We start from the raw sequence: 16,257 nt of genomic DNA, 5'->3' as shown, positions 1-16,257 counted from the left end.
GCCGCCCGACGAGGCCGCCGCGCACAGCGACTTTGGCGGTGATGCGCGCTACATTTGAGGTATGACGACAATTGATGCTGCCCCCACTCCCCTGGATGACCTGCCTCCCGTTTCCGCCTGGCTCTCCGACATGGACGGCGTCCTCGTCAAGGAAAACCGCGCCCTCCCCGGCGCACAGCAATTCCTCGACGCCCTCGAACAGCGCGGCATTCCCTTCCTCGTGCTGACGAATAACTCCATCTTCACCAACCGCGACCTTTCCGCACGCCTGGAGCGTTCCGGCCTGCACGTGCCCGAAGAACGCATCTGGACCTCCGCAAACGCCACCGCCGCGTTCTTGCACCAGCAGTCCCCGCGATCCACAGCCTTCGCCATCGGCGAGGCCGGCCTGACCACCGCCCTGCACTCTGCGGGCTACATCATGACCGACCAGGACCCTGAATATGTGGTGCTGGGCGAGACGCGCTCCTACGACTTCAACGCCATTACCCGCGCCATCCGCCTGATCGAAAAAGGCGCCAAGTTCATTGCCACCAACCCCGACGTCACCGGCCCCTCCGACGAAGGCACCCTGCCTGCCACCGGCGCAATCGCCGCCATGATCCAAGCAGCTACAGGCCGCTCACCCTACTTCGTGGGCAAGCCCAACCCGGTCATGATCCGCGCTGGCCTGAATAAGATTGGCGCCCACTCCGAGCATGCCGCGATGGTGGGCGACCGCATGGACACTGACATTCAGGCCGGTGTTGAGGCAGGCCTGCGCACGCACCTGGTGCTCTCGGGCTCAACCTCGATTGAGCAGGTGGAGAACTTCCCCTTCCGTCCCTTCGGGATTCACACCGGCATTGGTGAGCTCATTGAGTTGATCGAGGGAGGACACTGAGGACCTACGGGGTTCACCTCCCCTCCGTGTCCGCCTAAGAAGCCACAGCCAGCCATGGAGTCGCAGCGCCGCCATCCCCACTCTCCATGACCGGCGAGGTGGATACTCCTCTGGAAACGCTAGGCTTAGCACTATGACGAATGATTCCCACAAGGCACGCCTGTCCGAACTGGTCCGCGAACTCGCAGTCATCCACGAAAAAGTCACCCTGGCTTCCGGCCTCGAATCCGACTTCTACGTGGATATGCGTCGCGCAACGCTGCACCATGAGGCTGCGCCTCTAATCGGACACGTCATGCTGGATCTGCTGGAAGAATCCGGTTTCGCCCCCGGCGACTACGACGCCGTTGGTGGCCTGACCATGGGTGCCGATCCTGTGGCTACCGCAATGCTGCACGCTGCCGCATCACGCGGCCTGGATGTGGATGCTTTCGTCGTGCGTAAGGCCGCGAAGGATCACGGCATGAAGCGCCAGATTGAAGGCCCCGATGTTTCGGGCCGCCGCGTCATTGTCCTGGAGGATACCTCCACCACGGGCGGCTCCCCCTTGGAAGCTGCGCGCACGCTGCGCGAGACCGGGGCCGAGGTGTTGGCTGTGGCCGTCATCGTCGACCGCGCAACCGGAGCGAAGGAAAAGATCGAGGCCGAGGGCTTCCCCTACTTCTACGCCCTGGGCCTGGAGGATCTAGGCCTGGCCTGACACAGCAGGCGCGCGGCTCTCACGCTTCTGCTGGCGGCCTGAGGTTGTCGCTGATGACCTGGGCAATCGCGGCCTTGACGTTGCCTTGTCACGCTCTGCGCGTGTCGCCAAAGACTCTCGTCTTTGGCGACACGCGCTTTTTTCGCCTTTCGTCGCGCAAGATCTGTTTGCACAGCTCTTTCCTTTTTTACTCCCTCGCCACATAATGGAAGTGACCTGCCCCATATACATCCTGTGGGGTTGAGGCTGATTGTTCATCATCCGATTCCCCAACACAGCGCATGAATGTGTCGCTCTTGAGTGTTCACCGCACTCGCTGATAGTTGAGTGATGCCCCCAACGAGGCGACCAATGGCGGTTGCCTCCGCGCGTTACTCTCTTGTGCTCCACGACCTGTGGCCTCTGCCCTGCTGCATCCCGTGAAGTGCCGATGCCGAAGGGCCACCTGCTTGCACCCCACGCCCAAGCTAAGGACTGCCATGTTTAGCCGACATTTTCCGCACACACTACGTATTCTCACCACCGCTTCACTTCTCGCCCTCGTCACCACCAATCTGAGCAACGCCGCTTGGGCAGCGGACACTAGCGCCGCGAGCGAGTCCACACCGGCAGTGTCCATCACTGTGATCACCTCCAGCGCGGATGCTGATCTGCCCCAGTCGCAGCCTCTGACTGAAGACGCCACCACCGCCACCCCCGAGGCAGCCACACCAACACCGACCAGCGCACCGCCCGCGTCTGCCGTTGAAACAGACACCACCACAGAAGATGGCGGTGCTGAAGATGACACTGCAGAAGCCGACAGCACAACAGGAGGGGCAGTAGAGAATGGCACCTCCGCAGAAGTTGATACAGATGCCAGCGAGGCGACGCCGCCTACCTCCACCGCTGCTGCTGCAGATCCTGCAGCAACGACCGCTTCTACCGAAGACGAAACGAACGCAACGGACTCCGGCGTAACGCCAGCCGAGCCGCCTGCTGGAACCACGGCGTCAGCCTCGTCAGACGCACCGGAATCAGCCAAGCCCCTGCCTACCAGCGCACCGGTAGGAGCCGCTTTCCGCCAAGCCGACAGTACGCCGATTGACTGGGAAAAATCCTTCCCCGATCCGGTATTGAGGGCCGCCATTCAAAAGATGCTCGCAGGCATTCCGACGCCTACCTACGCCGACCTCACTCGTGTGAGCGGTCTTACCCTGAGGAATTCTGAGGTGAAAAGCCTCGAAGGCATTCATCTACTTCCTCACCTGTCTTATCTTGACCTGTCGAACACGGCGGTCACCTCTGTCGACCTCTCACGCAATCCCAAAGCCCACGACATTATCATCACGGGCACCCCTATCTGTCCGCGCGTGGAATTCACTCGCGCTGGCAAGCCACAGTATTACGACCACCGCCTATGCCACACCAACCACTCATGGCCCTCTGGCGCCTACATCCTCGACGGGGGCGAACACACCTACTCCTACAAGTACGGTTCAGGCCGGACCTCGTACTTCAGCGTGCGCCCGGACCTGAGGGGCGCACGTCCGCTGAGTTTTGAGGCCTCCCCCAACGGCACCAAAAACTCTTTCCTCCTTGGCCAAACGTTCAAGCGCGACGAGGTGCGCCTCGTCCAAAGTGACGGCACCATCGTCCACACCGTGACGGTCACTAATGTCACCGATACCCCTCAGGCCACTGAGATCCTCATGAGTATCGACACGGAACTGGACGGCAATGACATTGTTGATCTGTACACCACCGGCAGGGGCGGTGTTGTCATTTCCAACGACGAGCTGTCGGTCTACCTGGATGCCATTAGCCTGCCCTCGGGCACGATGTATGGTGGCACCTGGAGTGACTCGTACAACAACGCTCGAAGCGTCCGTGACGCTATCATCGCCAAGAGAATTTTCGATGTCACCAACGCTGCTGCTGGCGTGCAGCTGACCAAGAGCGTTGACTCCGCCGTCTACTACCTGTTCTCTCCGCGCACCCTCGCTCCAGGAGAATCCATCACCTTCAGCGTGCGCGAAGCCCTGCATGTTGCCACAACGCTCTTTAACGGCCGCGTGGACTACGTGACGCTGGATAGCAATGGCCAGCCCACCGTCATTCACTTCTTGACGAAGGAAGGCGCCAAGGGCGAGGTGTGGGACTTCTCCTCCTACCCTGAGATGCCAGCTGGTTACGAGCTTGATCCGGCTCACCCTGCGCCGACACAGATGGTGCTGGGACAAGATGGGCAGTTCACCATCGTGCCCGTGTGGGTGAGGAAGGCGACGACACCGCCACCTGCACCAAATCCACAGCCGCAACCCCAACCACAGCCCCAACCGCAGCCGCAACCCCAACCACAGCCCCAACCGCAGCCGCAACCCCAACCACAGCCCCAACCGCAGCCGCAACCCAACCCCAGCCGACGCCGCCGCCTGCTCCGGCACCCGCTCCCGCTCCAGCGCCAAAGCCGAAACCCGCACCGCCAGCTGTCACCCAAACGAAGGCTCCAGCTCCTTCCAAAGGCCTGGCCGCCACCGGTGCTGATGCCCACGTCCTTGTTCTTGCTGCCACCTTGGGTATCGCCGGTTTCGCTGCCGCGACGCGACGCAAGAGGAGCTGATCGAAGAAGACACACTCAGATCACATGGATTCAGGCTCCCTCAAGGGCTGAGTGACGCATCTGCGAGGAGCCTCCCATAGCTGAGTTGGGGGTTCATGCGTGGTGCGCATGAACCCCCAACTCGTGCGTTGTCAGTTTTTGAGCGTTCCATACGTGGCGGCTCATTGTCGCGCAGTAGCTCACTTTCACGCGGCGGCCTCGCCGCACGACGCCTCTCACATGTGGGGGAACAGGCCTGTCACCTTGTGCACAAGGCCGCGCGGAGCCAAGCGCACCGCAAGCTGCGCCACCTTGTACTGGGCGCCTGGCGTGACATGCTTTTGCCCGCGGCGCACCGCATCAAGAGCTTCGGTAACAACCTGCTCGGCGGAGGTCCACGCCCAGGTGGGCATGTCCTCGTAATTCATGCCCGTGCGCTCATGGAAGTTCGTCAGCGTGGGGCCAGGGCTGACGCAGGTGGCGGTCACGCCGGTGCCTCGTAGATCCTGGGAGAGCGCTTCAGTGAAGGCACGCACCCAGGCCTTATGGGCGCCGTAGACTCCCATGCCGGTGACGGCTGCAACTGAGGAGACATTGAGGATGGCGCCGCGTCCGCGAGCGCTCATGGAGCGTGCGGCGTGATGGGAAAGCATCATGACGGCGCGGACCATGACGTCCAGGCCGGCTTCTTCGGCGTCGAAGGCGTTGGTGAGGAAGGATTCTCCCAGAGCGTATCCGGCGTTATTGACCAGCAGGCCAACAGGGGGCAGTTCCTCCCCGAGGCCAACGTCCAGGCGTGCGCACACGCGCTCGCAATCCTCACGGTTGGACAGATCTGCGGAGATGACCTCAGCCTTGACTCCGGCAATCATGCGTAGATCATTGGCCAGAGTTTCGAGGCGTTCCTCATTGCGTGCCACAAGCACCAAGTCGTGCCCGGCTGCAGCCAGTTGCCAACAAAACTCTTCACCAATGCCGGAGGTCGCTCCGGTCACTAAAGCTGTACCCATGGGTGCAATGCTACGTGTTGTCAGTCGCTGTTCTTGAAACGGCTGCAGCGCTATTACCTCACCCCGGGGTTCCAGCAGCCACGCTCCCGCATGTGCGTCCAACGGCTTTCCAACGCCCAAAACCCACGAATCCGCCCTGAAGTCACACGCGGGCGCAGACGAACTTCACACCTACTTCGTACTAGTACGAAGCTCAGTACTAAGTTGGTATGAAGTTCAATTCTTCCTTGCGATTCCAGCATTCCCTTCACAACAGCACACTACGGGATGCTTCACCAACATCCTTTACCCCGGCGTTCCAGCAGCCACGCTCCCGCATGTGCATCCAGCGGCTTTTCAACACTCAAAACCCACAAATCCGCCCTGAAGTCACACTCGGGCGCAGCAGAACTTCACACTGAACTTCACACCAGCTTCACACTAGTACTAAGCTATGTACTAAGTTGGTGTGAAGTTCGATGGAAGGATGGGCCCATGGATGCTGCAGCCTTGGCAGCCACGATCGCCGACCTACGCCTTGTCGGGAAAGATACACAGCTCATTGAGGTGAAAAGCGGTATCGGGAAGTCAATTCTTGAGACTCTTAGCGCCTTCTCCAACAGTGAAGGGGGGTTCATCTTCGTCGGCCTTGACGAGCAAACTGGCTTTCTTCCAACCCCCGATTTTGACGCCAAAAAAGCACAGGATGCGCTTATGGCCCGCTGCGCCGAGATGTCACCCCACGTTCGCCCGCAGATCGACGTTTTACCTTTCGAGGATTCCCTGGTTCTCGTCGCAGAAATCCCTGCCCTACCCTCAGAAGATAAGCCTTGCTACATCGAAACACGAGGTCGCTACAGCGGAAGCTACACACGCACCGGCGACGGAGATGTCCGTCTTGAAAAATATGAAATCGACCGCCTACTCGAAGAACGCACACAACCTCTTTGGGACGAAGAGGTTGTCCCCGAAACCAGCACTGATGACCTTGCTGCCGAAGCCCTTAATGCTTTCATCGACTCTCAGCGTGCGCTTCGGCAACGGACTTTTAGCCAGGGAGAAGATCGCGCTTTCGAAAGACTGCGGGTAACTAAGGGCGGCAACCTGACCCTTGCCTCTCTCTTGGCATTGGGTGACTACCCCCAAGAGTTTTTTCCGAGGCTATGTGTCACCTTTGCCGAGTTTCCAGGCACATCAAAAGGCTCGGTGACAGAGGGGGTCAGACTCACAGACTCAACGGCTTTTAATGGCTCAATACCGGAAATAGTAGAGGCCGCAGTCGAAAAGCTGCGCCACAATATGCGCAACGCGGCGTACATTGAAGGCGCCTTCCGTCAAAATCTGCCAGATTACCCACTTGTTGCCGTTCGCGAAGCGATCACCAACGCTCTCATGCATCGCGATTACTCGCCAGCATCTCGTGGCACAGCCATTCAAATGAACCTATACATTGACCGGCTTGAGATTAAGAATCCTGGCGGCCTTTACGGGGCAACCACCCTTCGCACTCTCGGACAAGATGGCATTAGTTCGACCCGCAACCAACGCTTGGCAACAATCCTGGAGTCTGTCCCCCTTCCGGGTGGAGGAGTCGTAGCGGAAAACCGCGGCACAGGCATTGCAGTCATGCAGTCCGCACTCGCCGAGTCTCTTATGCCGCCCCCAGAGTTCATTAACTCCTCATCAACCTTCACGGTTATTTTCCGCAGACGCATTGTCGCCCCGAGCGAGAAGTACGCAACGGTCCGCGACCGTGTCCTAGAGGCTTTAACACATCAGGAAAGCGCAAGCAGTGCAGAACTTGCGGAAATGTTAGCGGTTTCGCGTAGTGCCGTTCAAAAAGCTTTGAGCTCTCTCTTAGATGAGAAGAAGATCCGCCAAACCGAACCTGCACGCAGTCCGAAACAGCGTTACACCAGTAGGCTTCACTCATCGAAACTTCACACCTAACTTCACACCTACTTCGTACTAGTACGAAGTTCAGTACGAAGCTGGTGTGAAGTCCCACCTTGTGCCTCCATACCGCCACCTCTGCCTGCCCTCCCGTAGGCTAGTGCCCATGAGGATTACCACCTGGAACGTTAACTCCATTCGCACCCGCGTTGATCGGGTTATTGCTTTCCTGGAGCGCTCGGGCACGGATGTGCTGGCTATGCAGGAGATCAAGTGCAAGCCTGACCAATTCCCCACCCAGGCTTTTGAGGAAGCCGGGTATCATGTTGCCGTTCATGGCTTGAATCAGTGGAATGGTGTGGCGGTGGCGAGCCGTCTGCCGATTGTGGAGGTACGCCAGGAGTTCCCTGCTCAGCCCACGTGGGGTGATCCCGCTGTTGTCGAAGCGCGCGCCTTGGGCGTGACCGTGGAGGACGAGGCCGGGCAGCGCACCACCGTATGGAGCCTGTATGTGCCCAATGGGCGCGAGTTGGATAACCCGCATTACCCCTACAAGTTGGAGTGGTTGGCCGCCTTGCGCGCCGAGGCAAGGACCTGGCTGGAGGCTGATCCCAACGCTCGTATTGCTCTGGTGGGTGATTGGAATATTGCGCCCTTTGACCATGATGTGTGGGATATGGCGGCTTTCGAGGGCGCCACGCACGTGTCCGAGGCTGAGCGCGCCGCTTTCTTCGCCTTCGCTGAGGATGGCTGGATGGAGGTCACTCGCGAGCGCGTGGATAACTACACCTACTGGGATTATCAGAAGCTGCGTTTCCCGAAGAATGAGGGCATGCGCATTGACTTCGTCTACGCCTCCCCCTCGTTGGCCGAGGCTGTGCGCGCGGCGGAGATTGACCGCAATGAGCGTAAGGGCAAGGGCGCGTCCGATCATGTACCGGTGATTGTGGACGTCAACTAAGCGCTCCCGGCGAACAGGAAGATCGCGGTACCGACAAGCCCAGCACTTACCGCCCGGCGGTGAGGGCGTCGTTGAAGTTGGCCCAGTTGTCCTTGTGCCAGGGGCCGAAGGGTTCTGTGCCGAGGAAGGCGGCGCCGAGTTTCTCAATGGGATCAACCCACAGGAAGGAACCAGTCACCCCAAAATGTCCGAAGGCCTGGGGTGAGGCTCCCCGTGGCATCCAGTGGGGGTCTTTGTCGCCGTGGATTTCCATGCCCAGGCCCCAGAGACATTGGCGGTAGCGTCCATACCCGGGGACGACGCCAGCCAGTTCCCCAAAGTGAGGGGTGATGGCCTCCATGTACATGGCCGGGGTGAGCAGGCGCGGAGCGAGAAGTTCCTGCCCGAAGATCACCAGGTCGGCAACCGAGGAGGTAATGCCGTGGGCTGGGGAGCCTTCAAAGGTCGTGTCATGCAGACCCAACGGTTCAAAAACGGTCCGCGCTACCCATTGGTCAAAAGCGGTGCCGGTGGCGGCGGCGACGGCCTCGGCCAACATTTCAAAGCCGGTGTTGGAATAAATGCGGCGCTTGCCGACCTCCACTTGAGCCTCGCGCGACTCGTAGGGCAGGCCGGAGGCGTGGGCGAGGAGGTGGCGCAGGGTAGCGCCCTCTGGGCCAGCTGGCGTGTCGAGGGTGATGTAGCCGCCGTCAATGGCGATCAACGCGCCGTAGGCGGAGAAGAGTTTGCTGACCGAGGCCAGCGGATAGGTGCGCCGCTGGGCTCCGTCACGGATCAGCGTCTCATCGGGGGTAAATAGTGCGTAGGCGTGCTCGAAGGGAATGGGGAAGTCATTCAATGATGTGGCGAACAAAGTACATCACCCTCACGTAGACGTCAGCGATCTCTTCAGAGACGTGTCCGCTGAGCTCTACGAGGGTATCTGGGGTGACCTTCATTTGAACGATGCAGGTCGCCAGGAACTTCGCAATGGTGTCCAGCGCACTCTCACCATTCACCATATACCGAGATTGCAGCCCTGTCCCCTGCCAGTAGGTGAGAATCATGTCCGCGAGGCGATCTGCGGGGATGACGAAACCTAAAGAGCCTTCTTCGCGGGCCTTTTCAGCCTGCGCGGTGAGGAAATCCAGGATGATCTCACGGCGGGCAATAATGTAGTCGCGGGCGGGGTGGTCCTGAGCGGTTGCTTCGCAGGCGACGACGGCTGAAAGGGCCAACATGATGTCCGCGTCTTCGCGTTTTGTCAGACGCATAAGGCACATTGCCAGCTCACTATAAGACTCAATCTTGAGGCCGTGAATAACCAGCTCATCGGTCTGCGGATCAATGGCAACATCGATGGCGCCATAGGCTTCTTCCCATCGGACAACAACAGCCCGAATGAGGGATTCTTTATTGGGGAAATGGTAGACAACTGCCGGGTGGGAAATACCGACGTGGCGGGCGAGATCGCGCAGGGAGATGCCGTGGTAGCCGACTTCAGCGATCAGTTCAGTCGCTGACTTAAGGATGGCTTCTCGCGTTGCCAGACCAACAGAGTATGACCCTTTTAATCGACGCCCCTCAGGCATGGTTTCTCCATTTCCTTCACATCCAGAGCTCAATGCTGCCGCATTATACGTTAGACAATCACTTAGCGAGGTTGTTTCAAGACTTACTTTGGTTGTCACCTATTCTCTCCCCTCACACAGCCTTCAGGCAAGCCTTTAGAACTACTTAACTACCTGCTTCACTAATGGCTTTTGTTCGGCAACATTGCAGAACTCCTGAGATCACAAGGCTTTTCACATATTCCAACCAAATGCTCAGTATTGATCATGCCAGAAAAGGAATGGGATAGCACACGTTTGTGCTATCCCATTCGCTCATCTATCGAGATGAACCTACGACGCAGACTCTGATGCGATCACCATTAGCCCCTCACCCGCACGATCCACAACAACGCTCTGACCATCCTTGACCTCTCCGGCCAGAATCAAGCCAGCCAGACGGTCACCGATCTCCCGCTGAACCAGGCGACGCAGCGGGCGAGCACCATAAGCCGGGTCATAACCAACCTCAGCCAGCCACTCACGAGCCTCGTCCGTCACGCTCAGCTCAATACGTCGACCCACCAGGCGCGCAGCCATCGCCGCCACCTGCAGGTCAACAATATGAGCCAGATCCTCACGCGACAGCGCCTCGAAAAGCAGCGTCTCATCCAGACGGTTGAGGAACTCCGGCTTGAACGCCCGACGAACCGTCGCCATCACGGATTCTTCACGCTCCCCCTCACTGAGCATCGGATCAACCAGGAATTGCGACCCCAGGTTCGAGGTGAGGATCAGGATCGTATTGCGGAAGTCCACGGTGCGGCCCTGACCATCAGTCAGGCGGCCGTCGTCAAGGACCTGCAGCAGGATGTCGAAGACCTCAGGATCAGCCTTCTCAACCTCGTCAAGCAGCACCACGCAGTAGGGGCGGCGGCGCACGGCCTCGGTCAACTGACCACCCTGCTCATAGCCCACATACCCCGGAGGCGCACCCACCAGGCGGGCCACCGAGTGCTTCTCGGAGTACTCGCTCATGTCGACACGCACTATCGCGCGCTCATCATCGAAGAGGAACTCTGCCAGCGCCTTGGCCAGCTCCGTCTTGCCCACGCCCGTGGGGCCCAGGAAGAGGAAGGAGCCGGTGGGCCGGTCAGGATCGGAAATGCCGGCGCGAGCACGTCGCACTGCATCCGACACCGCGCGCACAGCCTTCTTCTGGCCGACGAGGCGCCCGCCGATGACCTCCTCCATGTGGAGCAACTTTTCGCTCTCCCCCTGGAGCAGACGCCCGGTGGGAATCCCCGTCCACGCCTCAACGACCTCGGCGATCTCCGTAGGGCCCACCTTCTCGGCGATCAGCGGATCGGCGGCGTCAGCCTCGGCGGCTGCGGCGTCAGCCTCGGCCTGCGCGATCTGGGCTTCCACCTCGGGGATCGCCCCGTTTTGGAGGCGGCCCGCATCCTCCCAACGGTTCTCGCGCACGGCGAGTTCCAACTGGGTGCGCAACTCATCAAGCTGCACGCGCAGATCACCCACGCGGTTGTGGCCAGCCTTTTCCGCCTCCCAGCGCGAGGTGAGCGCGGTCAGCTCCTCGTTCTTATCGGCCAGGTCAGCGCGCAGCTTCGCCAGACGATCCTGCGTGGCTTCATCCAGGCGCTCGGGGTCAGACTCGGCGAGGTAGGACTCCTCCATCCGCAGGCGGTCCACCTGACGCTGCAGGGCATCCAGTTCCACCGGGCTGGAGTCAAGCTCCATGCGCAGGCGGGAGGCGGCCTCGTCAATCAGGTCAATGGCCTTATCGGGCAGCTGACGGCCCGTAATGTAGCGGTCCGAGAGCTGCGCGGCGGCAACGAGCGCACCGTCCGAGATCGTCACCTTGTGGTGGGCCTCGTACTTGGGGGCGATACCGCGCAGGATCGCCACGGTGTCTTCCACCGAGGGCTCACCGACGAAGACCTGCTGGAAGCGACGCTCCAGGGCGGGGTCTTTTTCGATGTTCTCGCGGTACTCGTCCAGGGTGGTCGCGCCCACCATGCGCAGTTCACCGCGGGCCAGCATGGGCTTGAGCATATTGCCCGCATCCATTGCCCCTTCCGAACCCGCGCCTGCGCCGACGACGGTGTGCAGCTCGTCGATGAAGGTGATGATCTGCCCGTCGGAGCGTTCAATCTCGGCCAGCACGGCCTTGAGGCGCTCCTCAAATTCGCCGCGATACTTCGCCCCGGCGACCATAGCCGTCAAGTCCAAGGCGATGAGTGTCTTGTCGCGCAGGGAGTCGGGGACGTCGCCTGCGACAATGCGCTGGGCCAGGCCCTCAACGACGGCGGTCTTACCGACGCCGGGTTCACCGATGAGCACGGGGTTGTTCTTGGTGCGGCGCGAGAGGACTTGGATGACGCGGCGGATTTCGGTGTCGCGGCCGATCACGGGGTCGAGTTTGCCTTGGCGGGCGACCTCGGTGAGGTCGCGGCCGTATTGGGTGAGTGCTTCGAAGGTGCCCTCCGGGTTTGCGGTGGTGATGGGGTCGGGGCGGAGCTGGGCCAGGGCTTGACGGAGGGCGTCGGCGGTGGCGCCAGCTTCGGTGAGAATGCGCTGGGCGTCGGATGGCGTGTTGGCCAGGGCGATGAGCAGGTGCTCGGTGGAGACGTACTGGTCGCCGCCTTCCTTGGCCAGTTCTTGGGCGTTATTGACGACCTCCAGCAGGGCGCGGGAGGTTTGGGGTTGGGCTGCGCTTGCGCCTCCTGTCATACGAGGCAGGGCGGCGACGCCGTTTCGGGCGCGCGCGCCGATGATGGCGCGGTCGGCTCCGACGGCTGAGAGCAGGGAGAGGGCGATGCCGCCTTCTTGTTCGAGGAGTGCTTGGAGCAGGTGGAGGGTGTCCACCTGGGGGTTGCCGGCTGCGGCTGCGTTCTGGAGGGCAGTCGAGATGGCTTCTTGAGATTTCGTGGTGAATTCTTGGGTCACGGTGCCTCCTTTGAGGTTGTTGGGGCCTGGGTGCTGATGCTGTTCGAGGCCGGGTAACGACATACTGCGCAGGTCAGACAGGTTTCTACGGTGATGTGATGTGGGCGTCTGCGCTTTTGTGGCAGCCCCACCAACAAAGTTGAGCCTACTCCACTCAACTTTGCTTTTCCAGGGGAAGCGCTGTGTCGCCCAGCACAGGGCGCTCACCCCGTGGACTGGATTTTGCTCGCACCTGGTGGCACGAATCGGGCCTTTTTAGCGCCGTTTTTTACCACCAGGTGCGAGTAAAAATCTCCAGCGCTTCGAGCAGCGCACGCAGTAGCCTCCCAACGCTCCCCGGGCCCTACAACCGATTTCCCACGGTGTTAACCTCGTTTTATGGCCAGCCCTCTGTCATTCACCGGCGGAAACACCATCCGTTACCCAGCTCCCGATGTCGCGCGCGGCTTCATGCTCATCCTCATCTCCCTGGCCCACGTTGGCCTCTGGGCTCAACTCATGCCCGCCCAGGCCACCCCCTCACGCCTCGACACCGTCTTCACCGTGCTGCGCGTGGGCCTCGTAGATGTGCGCGCCTACCCCCTTTTTGCCATGCTCTTCGGGTTCGGGCTCGCCATCATGGCCCAGCGCAGAAGCACGCACACCCTTCGCAACACACCCGAGGAGCCGCAGACAGCAACACAGGCAGCGCAAGCCGACGCCCGCAGGCTCCTACGCCGACGCGGCTGGTGGATGCTGCCCTTCGGCTTCGCACATGGGCTCATCTTCCCCACTGAAGTCATTGGCACCTACGGCATCCTGGCCCTGACCTTCGCTGGCCTCATCTCTCGCGGCAAACACCGGGCAATGCTCGCCATCGCCACGCCCTTCTTCATCATCTCGATTGCGGCCGCTTCCTTGCGGGTGTTTATTGCCAACGATGGCACCCCACCCTTCCGCACTCTGGAGGGCACCTGGGCCGCACTGCTGTCCAATGCCAGCGGCTGGGTGGTCACGACCTTCGCGGGTCTCGTATTCACCGCCGTTGTCATGGCCACCAGCATTGGCACCTACCTGGCCGCCACGGACGTTATTACCCACCCCGAGAGGCACCGGAAACTGCTCACGCTCAGTGCGATTGCGGGTCTAGGGCTGGCGATGCTCAGCGGCTTCCCCCAAGGTCTTGCTCAAGTAGGAGCGCTCACCGGTGTTGGCCTCGCACCCCCTCATGGTGGATGTACTGCCTGTCCATGCTGGGAGGTGTAGCGGGCGGATGGGGGTGGCTTGCTCTCATTGCCCTCCTGACGGGTCCAGCGCCCGTTCGCGGCGATTTACGAGGGGTCCGCTGGGTTCTTTCCGCTGTTGGCCGCCGTTCCATGACTGCCTACATCGCCCAAAGTGTCGTGTTCTGCCTGCTGTTCGCGCTCCTTCAACACACCTCGGTTCCCATGTCAGAAAGCCTCAATGTGCTGATCGCCTGGCTGGTGTGGGCGGTCATCGCGGCTGCATGCGTGGCGATGGAGAAGGCTGGTAAACGCGGTCCGCTGGAGACACTGCTGCGCAAGGTGGTCGCTGCGACGGAGCGCGACCGCGCTTAGGCGAAAATTTTAGTCGCACCTGGTGGTAATAATTGGCCGTAAAAGCGGCGGTTTTTTACCACCAGGTGCGACTAAAAGGACTGTCACCCTTCTCAGAGATTACAAGGGCTGAGCCCAGGTGCCCCGACCATCCTCATTGGGGTTGGTCGGGGGATTCCCCTCGGCAGGCGAGGAGGGAAGATCCGGGGTAGGTTGAGAGCCGGGCTGCTGAGGAGGCTGCACCGGCATCTGCTCACCCATAAGAGGCGTCATCGGATAGGCGCCATTGGGGGCTTCCTGACCCGGCTGAGGATAGGGGCGAGGAATCACCGGCACACGCTGCATTGGGGGCTGTGCAGGCTGGCCGTTCTGTGCAGGCTGGCCGTTTTGAGGAGGCGGCAACGTACCAGTCGACGCAGCATAGCCCGGCTGAGCATCGGGGACGCTGGGCACAGCAGCACCCGGGTAGCCCGCAGGCTGGCCAGGATACCCAGCAGATTGGCCAGGATAACCGGCAGTCGCGCCAGGGTAGGGCGCCCCAGTAGCCATCGGCATCCCCTGCACGCCCGGAACACCCGGAGGCAACAGCACCGGAGGAACCGGAACCGGCTTACCCGTTGACGTCACCGCACTACGCAGCAGCACCTCAAAGGGCCCGCGCTTGCCCGCAAACTCCAAAGCCACACACAGGGCCGCAATCATCAGCCACGTCGCCCACGCGAAGAACACCGTCGCCGTTTCTGACACCGGCCACTCCAGCGCATTCGCCACGAGGAAGATCGCCAAGAAACTCAGGCTCTGCAGCAGGTAAGCGGTCATCGAACGGCGGCCAACAGCGGAAAGAACCCAGCGGACGCCTCGTAGTTCACCCGTCGTCGGAGCGGGACCGGCAAAGAGGGTCAGCAGGCTCAGCCACCCCCACGCGCCAATCGGGCCACCAATGCCGGTCAACACATACATCCACCACGAGGCTTCCCAGTCAACCAGCTCAGCCATATACAGGCCGCCGGGCAACCCCAGCAAGAATGCGGCACTCAAGCCAAGCACGGCACTGGTCACCAGCAGGCGACGATGACGCTCCGGGTGAGTAATGATGTCGGTCGTCGCCAAGAACGCACCAAAACCAACCGACAAAATAATCGGAGTGAACAGGTTGCTCGCAGCGGTGGAGACGAACCACAGACCAAAATTACGCAGCAGATCCCATGGCCAGTAAGTCAAGGAGATGAGGTCATCAAGGCCCTTCCCACCCTCCTTATACGGAGCGAAAGCAGCGCCCATCAAGCCCAGCAGCAGCGGGAATGCGCCAATGATCATCATGCCGCGGTAGCGTTCATGCACGATCATTCCCGCAAAAATCAAGGCCACCAGGGCGTAGGTGCCGATAATATCGCCGGGGAAAATCAGGCCGTGAACGAGGCCAAAGAGCAGCATCCACCAGCCGCGACGGCGCAGCAAGTGGCGGGCATCCACCAGCGAGGCCTGCAGGAAGGACTGCTCCTGGGCATCCATGAACTCCCGAGGAGTTGTGGCAGGATCCAAGGCCCCCATGGAGGCCCGAGCCTTACTCATGTAGTTCGCTTTACGGCGAATGACCATGGTCATCAGCCCAAAACCGAAAAGCATGGCAAACAGCGGGTAAGCGCGCTGGCTGACAAGGCCCACTCGGAGCACGGTAAAAATCGCGTCAAGCTGCGTACTTTGAATGTGAACAGACAGAGCCTTAGCCCACACGCCAACGTTTGCAAGGGCGATCAGGATCAGCATGAATCCGCGAGCGACGTCAGGCGCCGGGTAGCGAACGGCCCTTCCTTCGGTAAATGAAACAGCTTTCGACATGCATCGAGCCTATCAGGCGCAAGCAAAGCATCGCCTCAACCCGCAGCGGCAGACACACTTGTTCAGTAGTCTGATGAAATGAGCTTGAATCCAGATAGCCCACAGGGCACGCCCGCATCCGCTGATTCCGCGCAGCCCCAGATGCCTCAGCCCCACTCTCCCCAGCCTCCCAACACCCAGCCTCCCAGCACCCTGGCTCCCATGCCCCAACCTGGGCTGCCACACCCCCAAACCTCACAGCCCCAAGCGCCCCTGCCGCCGGCGGCGCCCTCGTCAGACCGCAATATCGTCACCATCCTCGCAATCACAGCCTCCGTGATCCTCGGCTTCGTCGTTGCCGGCATCGCCGCCTACTCCAC

At 60.8% G+C, this 16,257-nt stretch carries 12 protein-coding genes and 1 pseudogene; 8 read left to right on the top strand and 5 right to left on the bottom strand.

The window, feature by feature from the left end:
- The first annotated feature begins 61 nt into the window (after positions 1-61).
- The 3 genes from HWX48_RS02630 to HWX48_RS02620 all read left to right on the top strand — a co-directional run bounded on the left by HWX48_RS02630 (position 62) and on the right by HWX48_RS02620 (position 4,240).
- Positions 62-883, top strand: coding sequence for an HAD-IIA family hydrolase (locus HWX48_RS02630; protein WP_175954411.1), 822 nt, complete (start codon positions 62-64; stop codon positions 881-883).
- Between the two features lie 133 nt (positions 884-1,016).
- Complete coding sequence (pyrE, locus tag HWX48_RS02625) at positions 1,017-1,583, top strand: orotate phosphoribosyltransferase (protein ID WP_175954409.1); 567 nt, start codon at positions 1,017-1,019, stop codon at positions 1,581-1,583.
- Between the two features lie 479 nt (positions 1,584-2,062).
- Positions 2,063-4,240 (top strand): hypothetical protein, encoded by a 2,178-nt coding sequence (locus HWX48_RS02620; protein WP_175954407.1) that lies wholly within the window; start codon positions 2,063-2,065, stop codon positions 4,238-4,240.
- Between the two features lie 160 nt (positions 4,241-4,400).
- Here the strand turns inward: HWX48_RS02620 and HWX48_RS02615 are convergent, their stop codons facing one another.
- Positions 4,401-5,174 (bottom strand): SDR family oxidoreductase, encoded by a 774-nt coding sequence (locus HWX48_RS02615; protein ID WP_175954406.1) that lies wholly within the window; start codon positions 5,172-5,174, stop codon positions 4,401-4,403.
- Between the two features lie 474 nt (positions 5,175-5,648).
- On the opposite strand from HWX48_RS02615, the gene HWX48_RS02610 reads away from it, so the two are divergent.
- A complete protein-coding gene (locus tag HWX48_RS02610) occupies positions 5,649-7,103 on the top strand; it encodes an ATP-binding protein (protein WP_175954404.1) in 1,455 nt (484 codons plus the stop codon).
- A gap of 109 nt (positions 7,104-7,212) precedes the next feature.
- The gene (locus HWX48_RS02605; protein WP_175954402.1) at positions 7,213-8,007 is read left to right on the top strand and encodes an exodeoxyribonuclease III; all 795 of its coding nucleotides are present in this window, start codon (positions 7,213-7,215) and stop codon (positions 8,005-8,007) included.
- 46 nt (positions 8,008-8,053) lie between these two features.
- Here HWX48_RS02605 and HWX48_RS02600 read toward each other — a convergent pair whose 3' ends face one another.
- The 3 genes from HWX48_RS02600 to clpB form a co-directional block, all read right to left on the bottom strand.
- Positions 8,054-8,860, bottom strand: coding sequence for a serine hydrolase (locus HWX48_RS02600; protein WP_175954400.1), 807 nt, complete (start codon positions 8,858-8,860; stop codon positions 8,054-8,056).
- The gene (locus HWX48_RS02595; RefSeq protein WP_175954398.1) at positions 8,838-9,578 is read right to left on the bottom strand and encodes a TetR/AcrR family transcriptional regulator; all 741 of its coding nucleotides are present in this window, start codon (positions 9,576-9,578) and stop codon (positions 8,838-8,840) included. Before HWX48_RS02595 ends, HWX48_RS02600 begins: the two co-directional genes overlap by 23 nt.
- Positions 9,579-9,890: 312 nt before the next feature.
- Positions 9,891-12,503 (bottom strand): ATP-dependent chaperone ClpB, encoded by a 2,613-nt coding sequence (gene clpB, locus HWX48_RS02590; protein ID WP_175954396.1) that lies wholly within the window; start codon positions 12,501-12,503, stop codon positions 9,891-9,893.
- Between the two features lie 378 nt (positions 12,504-12,881).
- On the opposite strand from clpB, the gene HWX48_RS02585 reads away from it, so the two are divergent.
- Together HWX48_RS02585 and HWX48_RS02580 are read left to right on the top strand one after the other, a co-directional pair.
- Entirely contained in the window at positions 12,882-13,748 is an 867-nt protein-coding gene (locus HWX48_RS02585) for a hypothetical protein (protein ID WP_175954394.1), read from the top strand.
- Positions 13,733-14,080 (top strand): DUF418 domain-containing protein, encoded by a 348-nt coding sequence (locus HWX48_RS02580; protein ID WP_175954391.1) that lies wholly within the window; start codon positions 13,733-13,735, stop codon positions 14,078-14,080. Before HWX48_RS02585 ends, HWX48_RS02580 begins: the two co-directional genes overlap by 16 nt.
- 99 nt (positions 14,081-14,179) lie before the next feature.
- Here the strand turns inward: HWX48_RS02580 and HWX48_RS02575 are convergent, their stop codons facing one another.
- The gene (locus tag HWX48_RS02575) at positions 14,180-15,898 is read right to left on the bottom strand and encodes a DUF418 domain-containing protein (protein ID WP_175954389.1); all 1,719 of its coding nucleotides are present in this window, start codon (positions 15,896-15,898) and stop codon (positions 14,180-14,182) included.
- Positions 15,899-15,976: 78 nt separating this feature from the next.
- On the opposite strand from HWX48_RS02575, the pseudogene HWX48_RS02570 reads away from it, so the two are divergent.
- Positions 15,977-16,257, top strand: a pseudogene (locus HWX48_RS02570) (hypothetical protein); the annotation flags it as partial.

The organism is Schaalia sp. Marseille-Q2122 (genome assembly GCF_903645355.1).
Taxonomy (GTDB): domain Bacteria; phylum Actinomycetota; class Actinomycetes; order Actinomycetales; family Actinomycetaceae; genus Pauljensenia.
The sequence above is the reverse complement of the archived record's forward strand: the minus strand, read 5'-3'. Positions and strand labels throughout refer to the sequence as shown.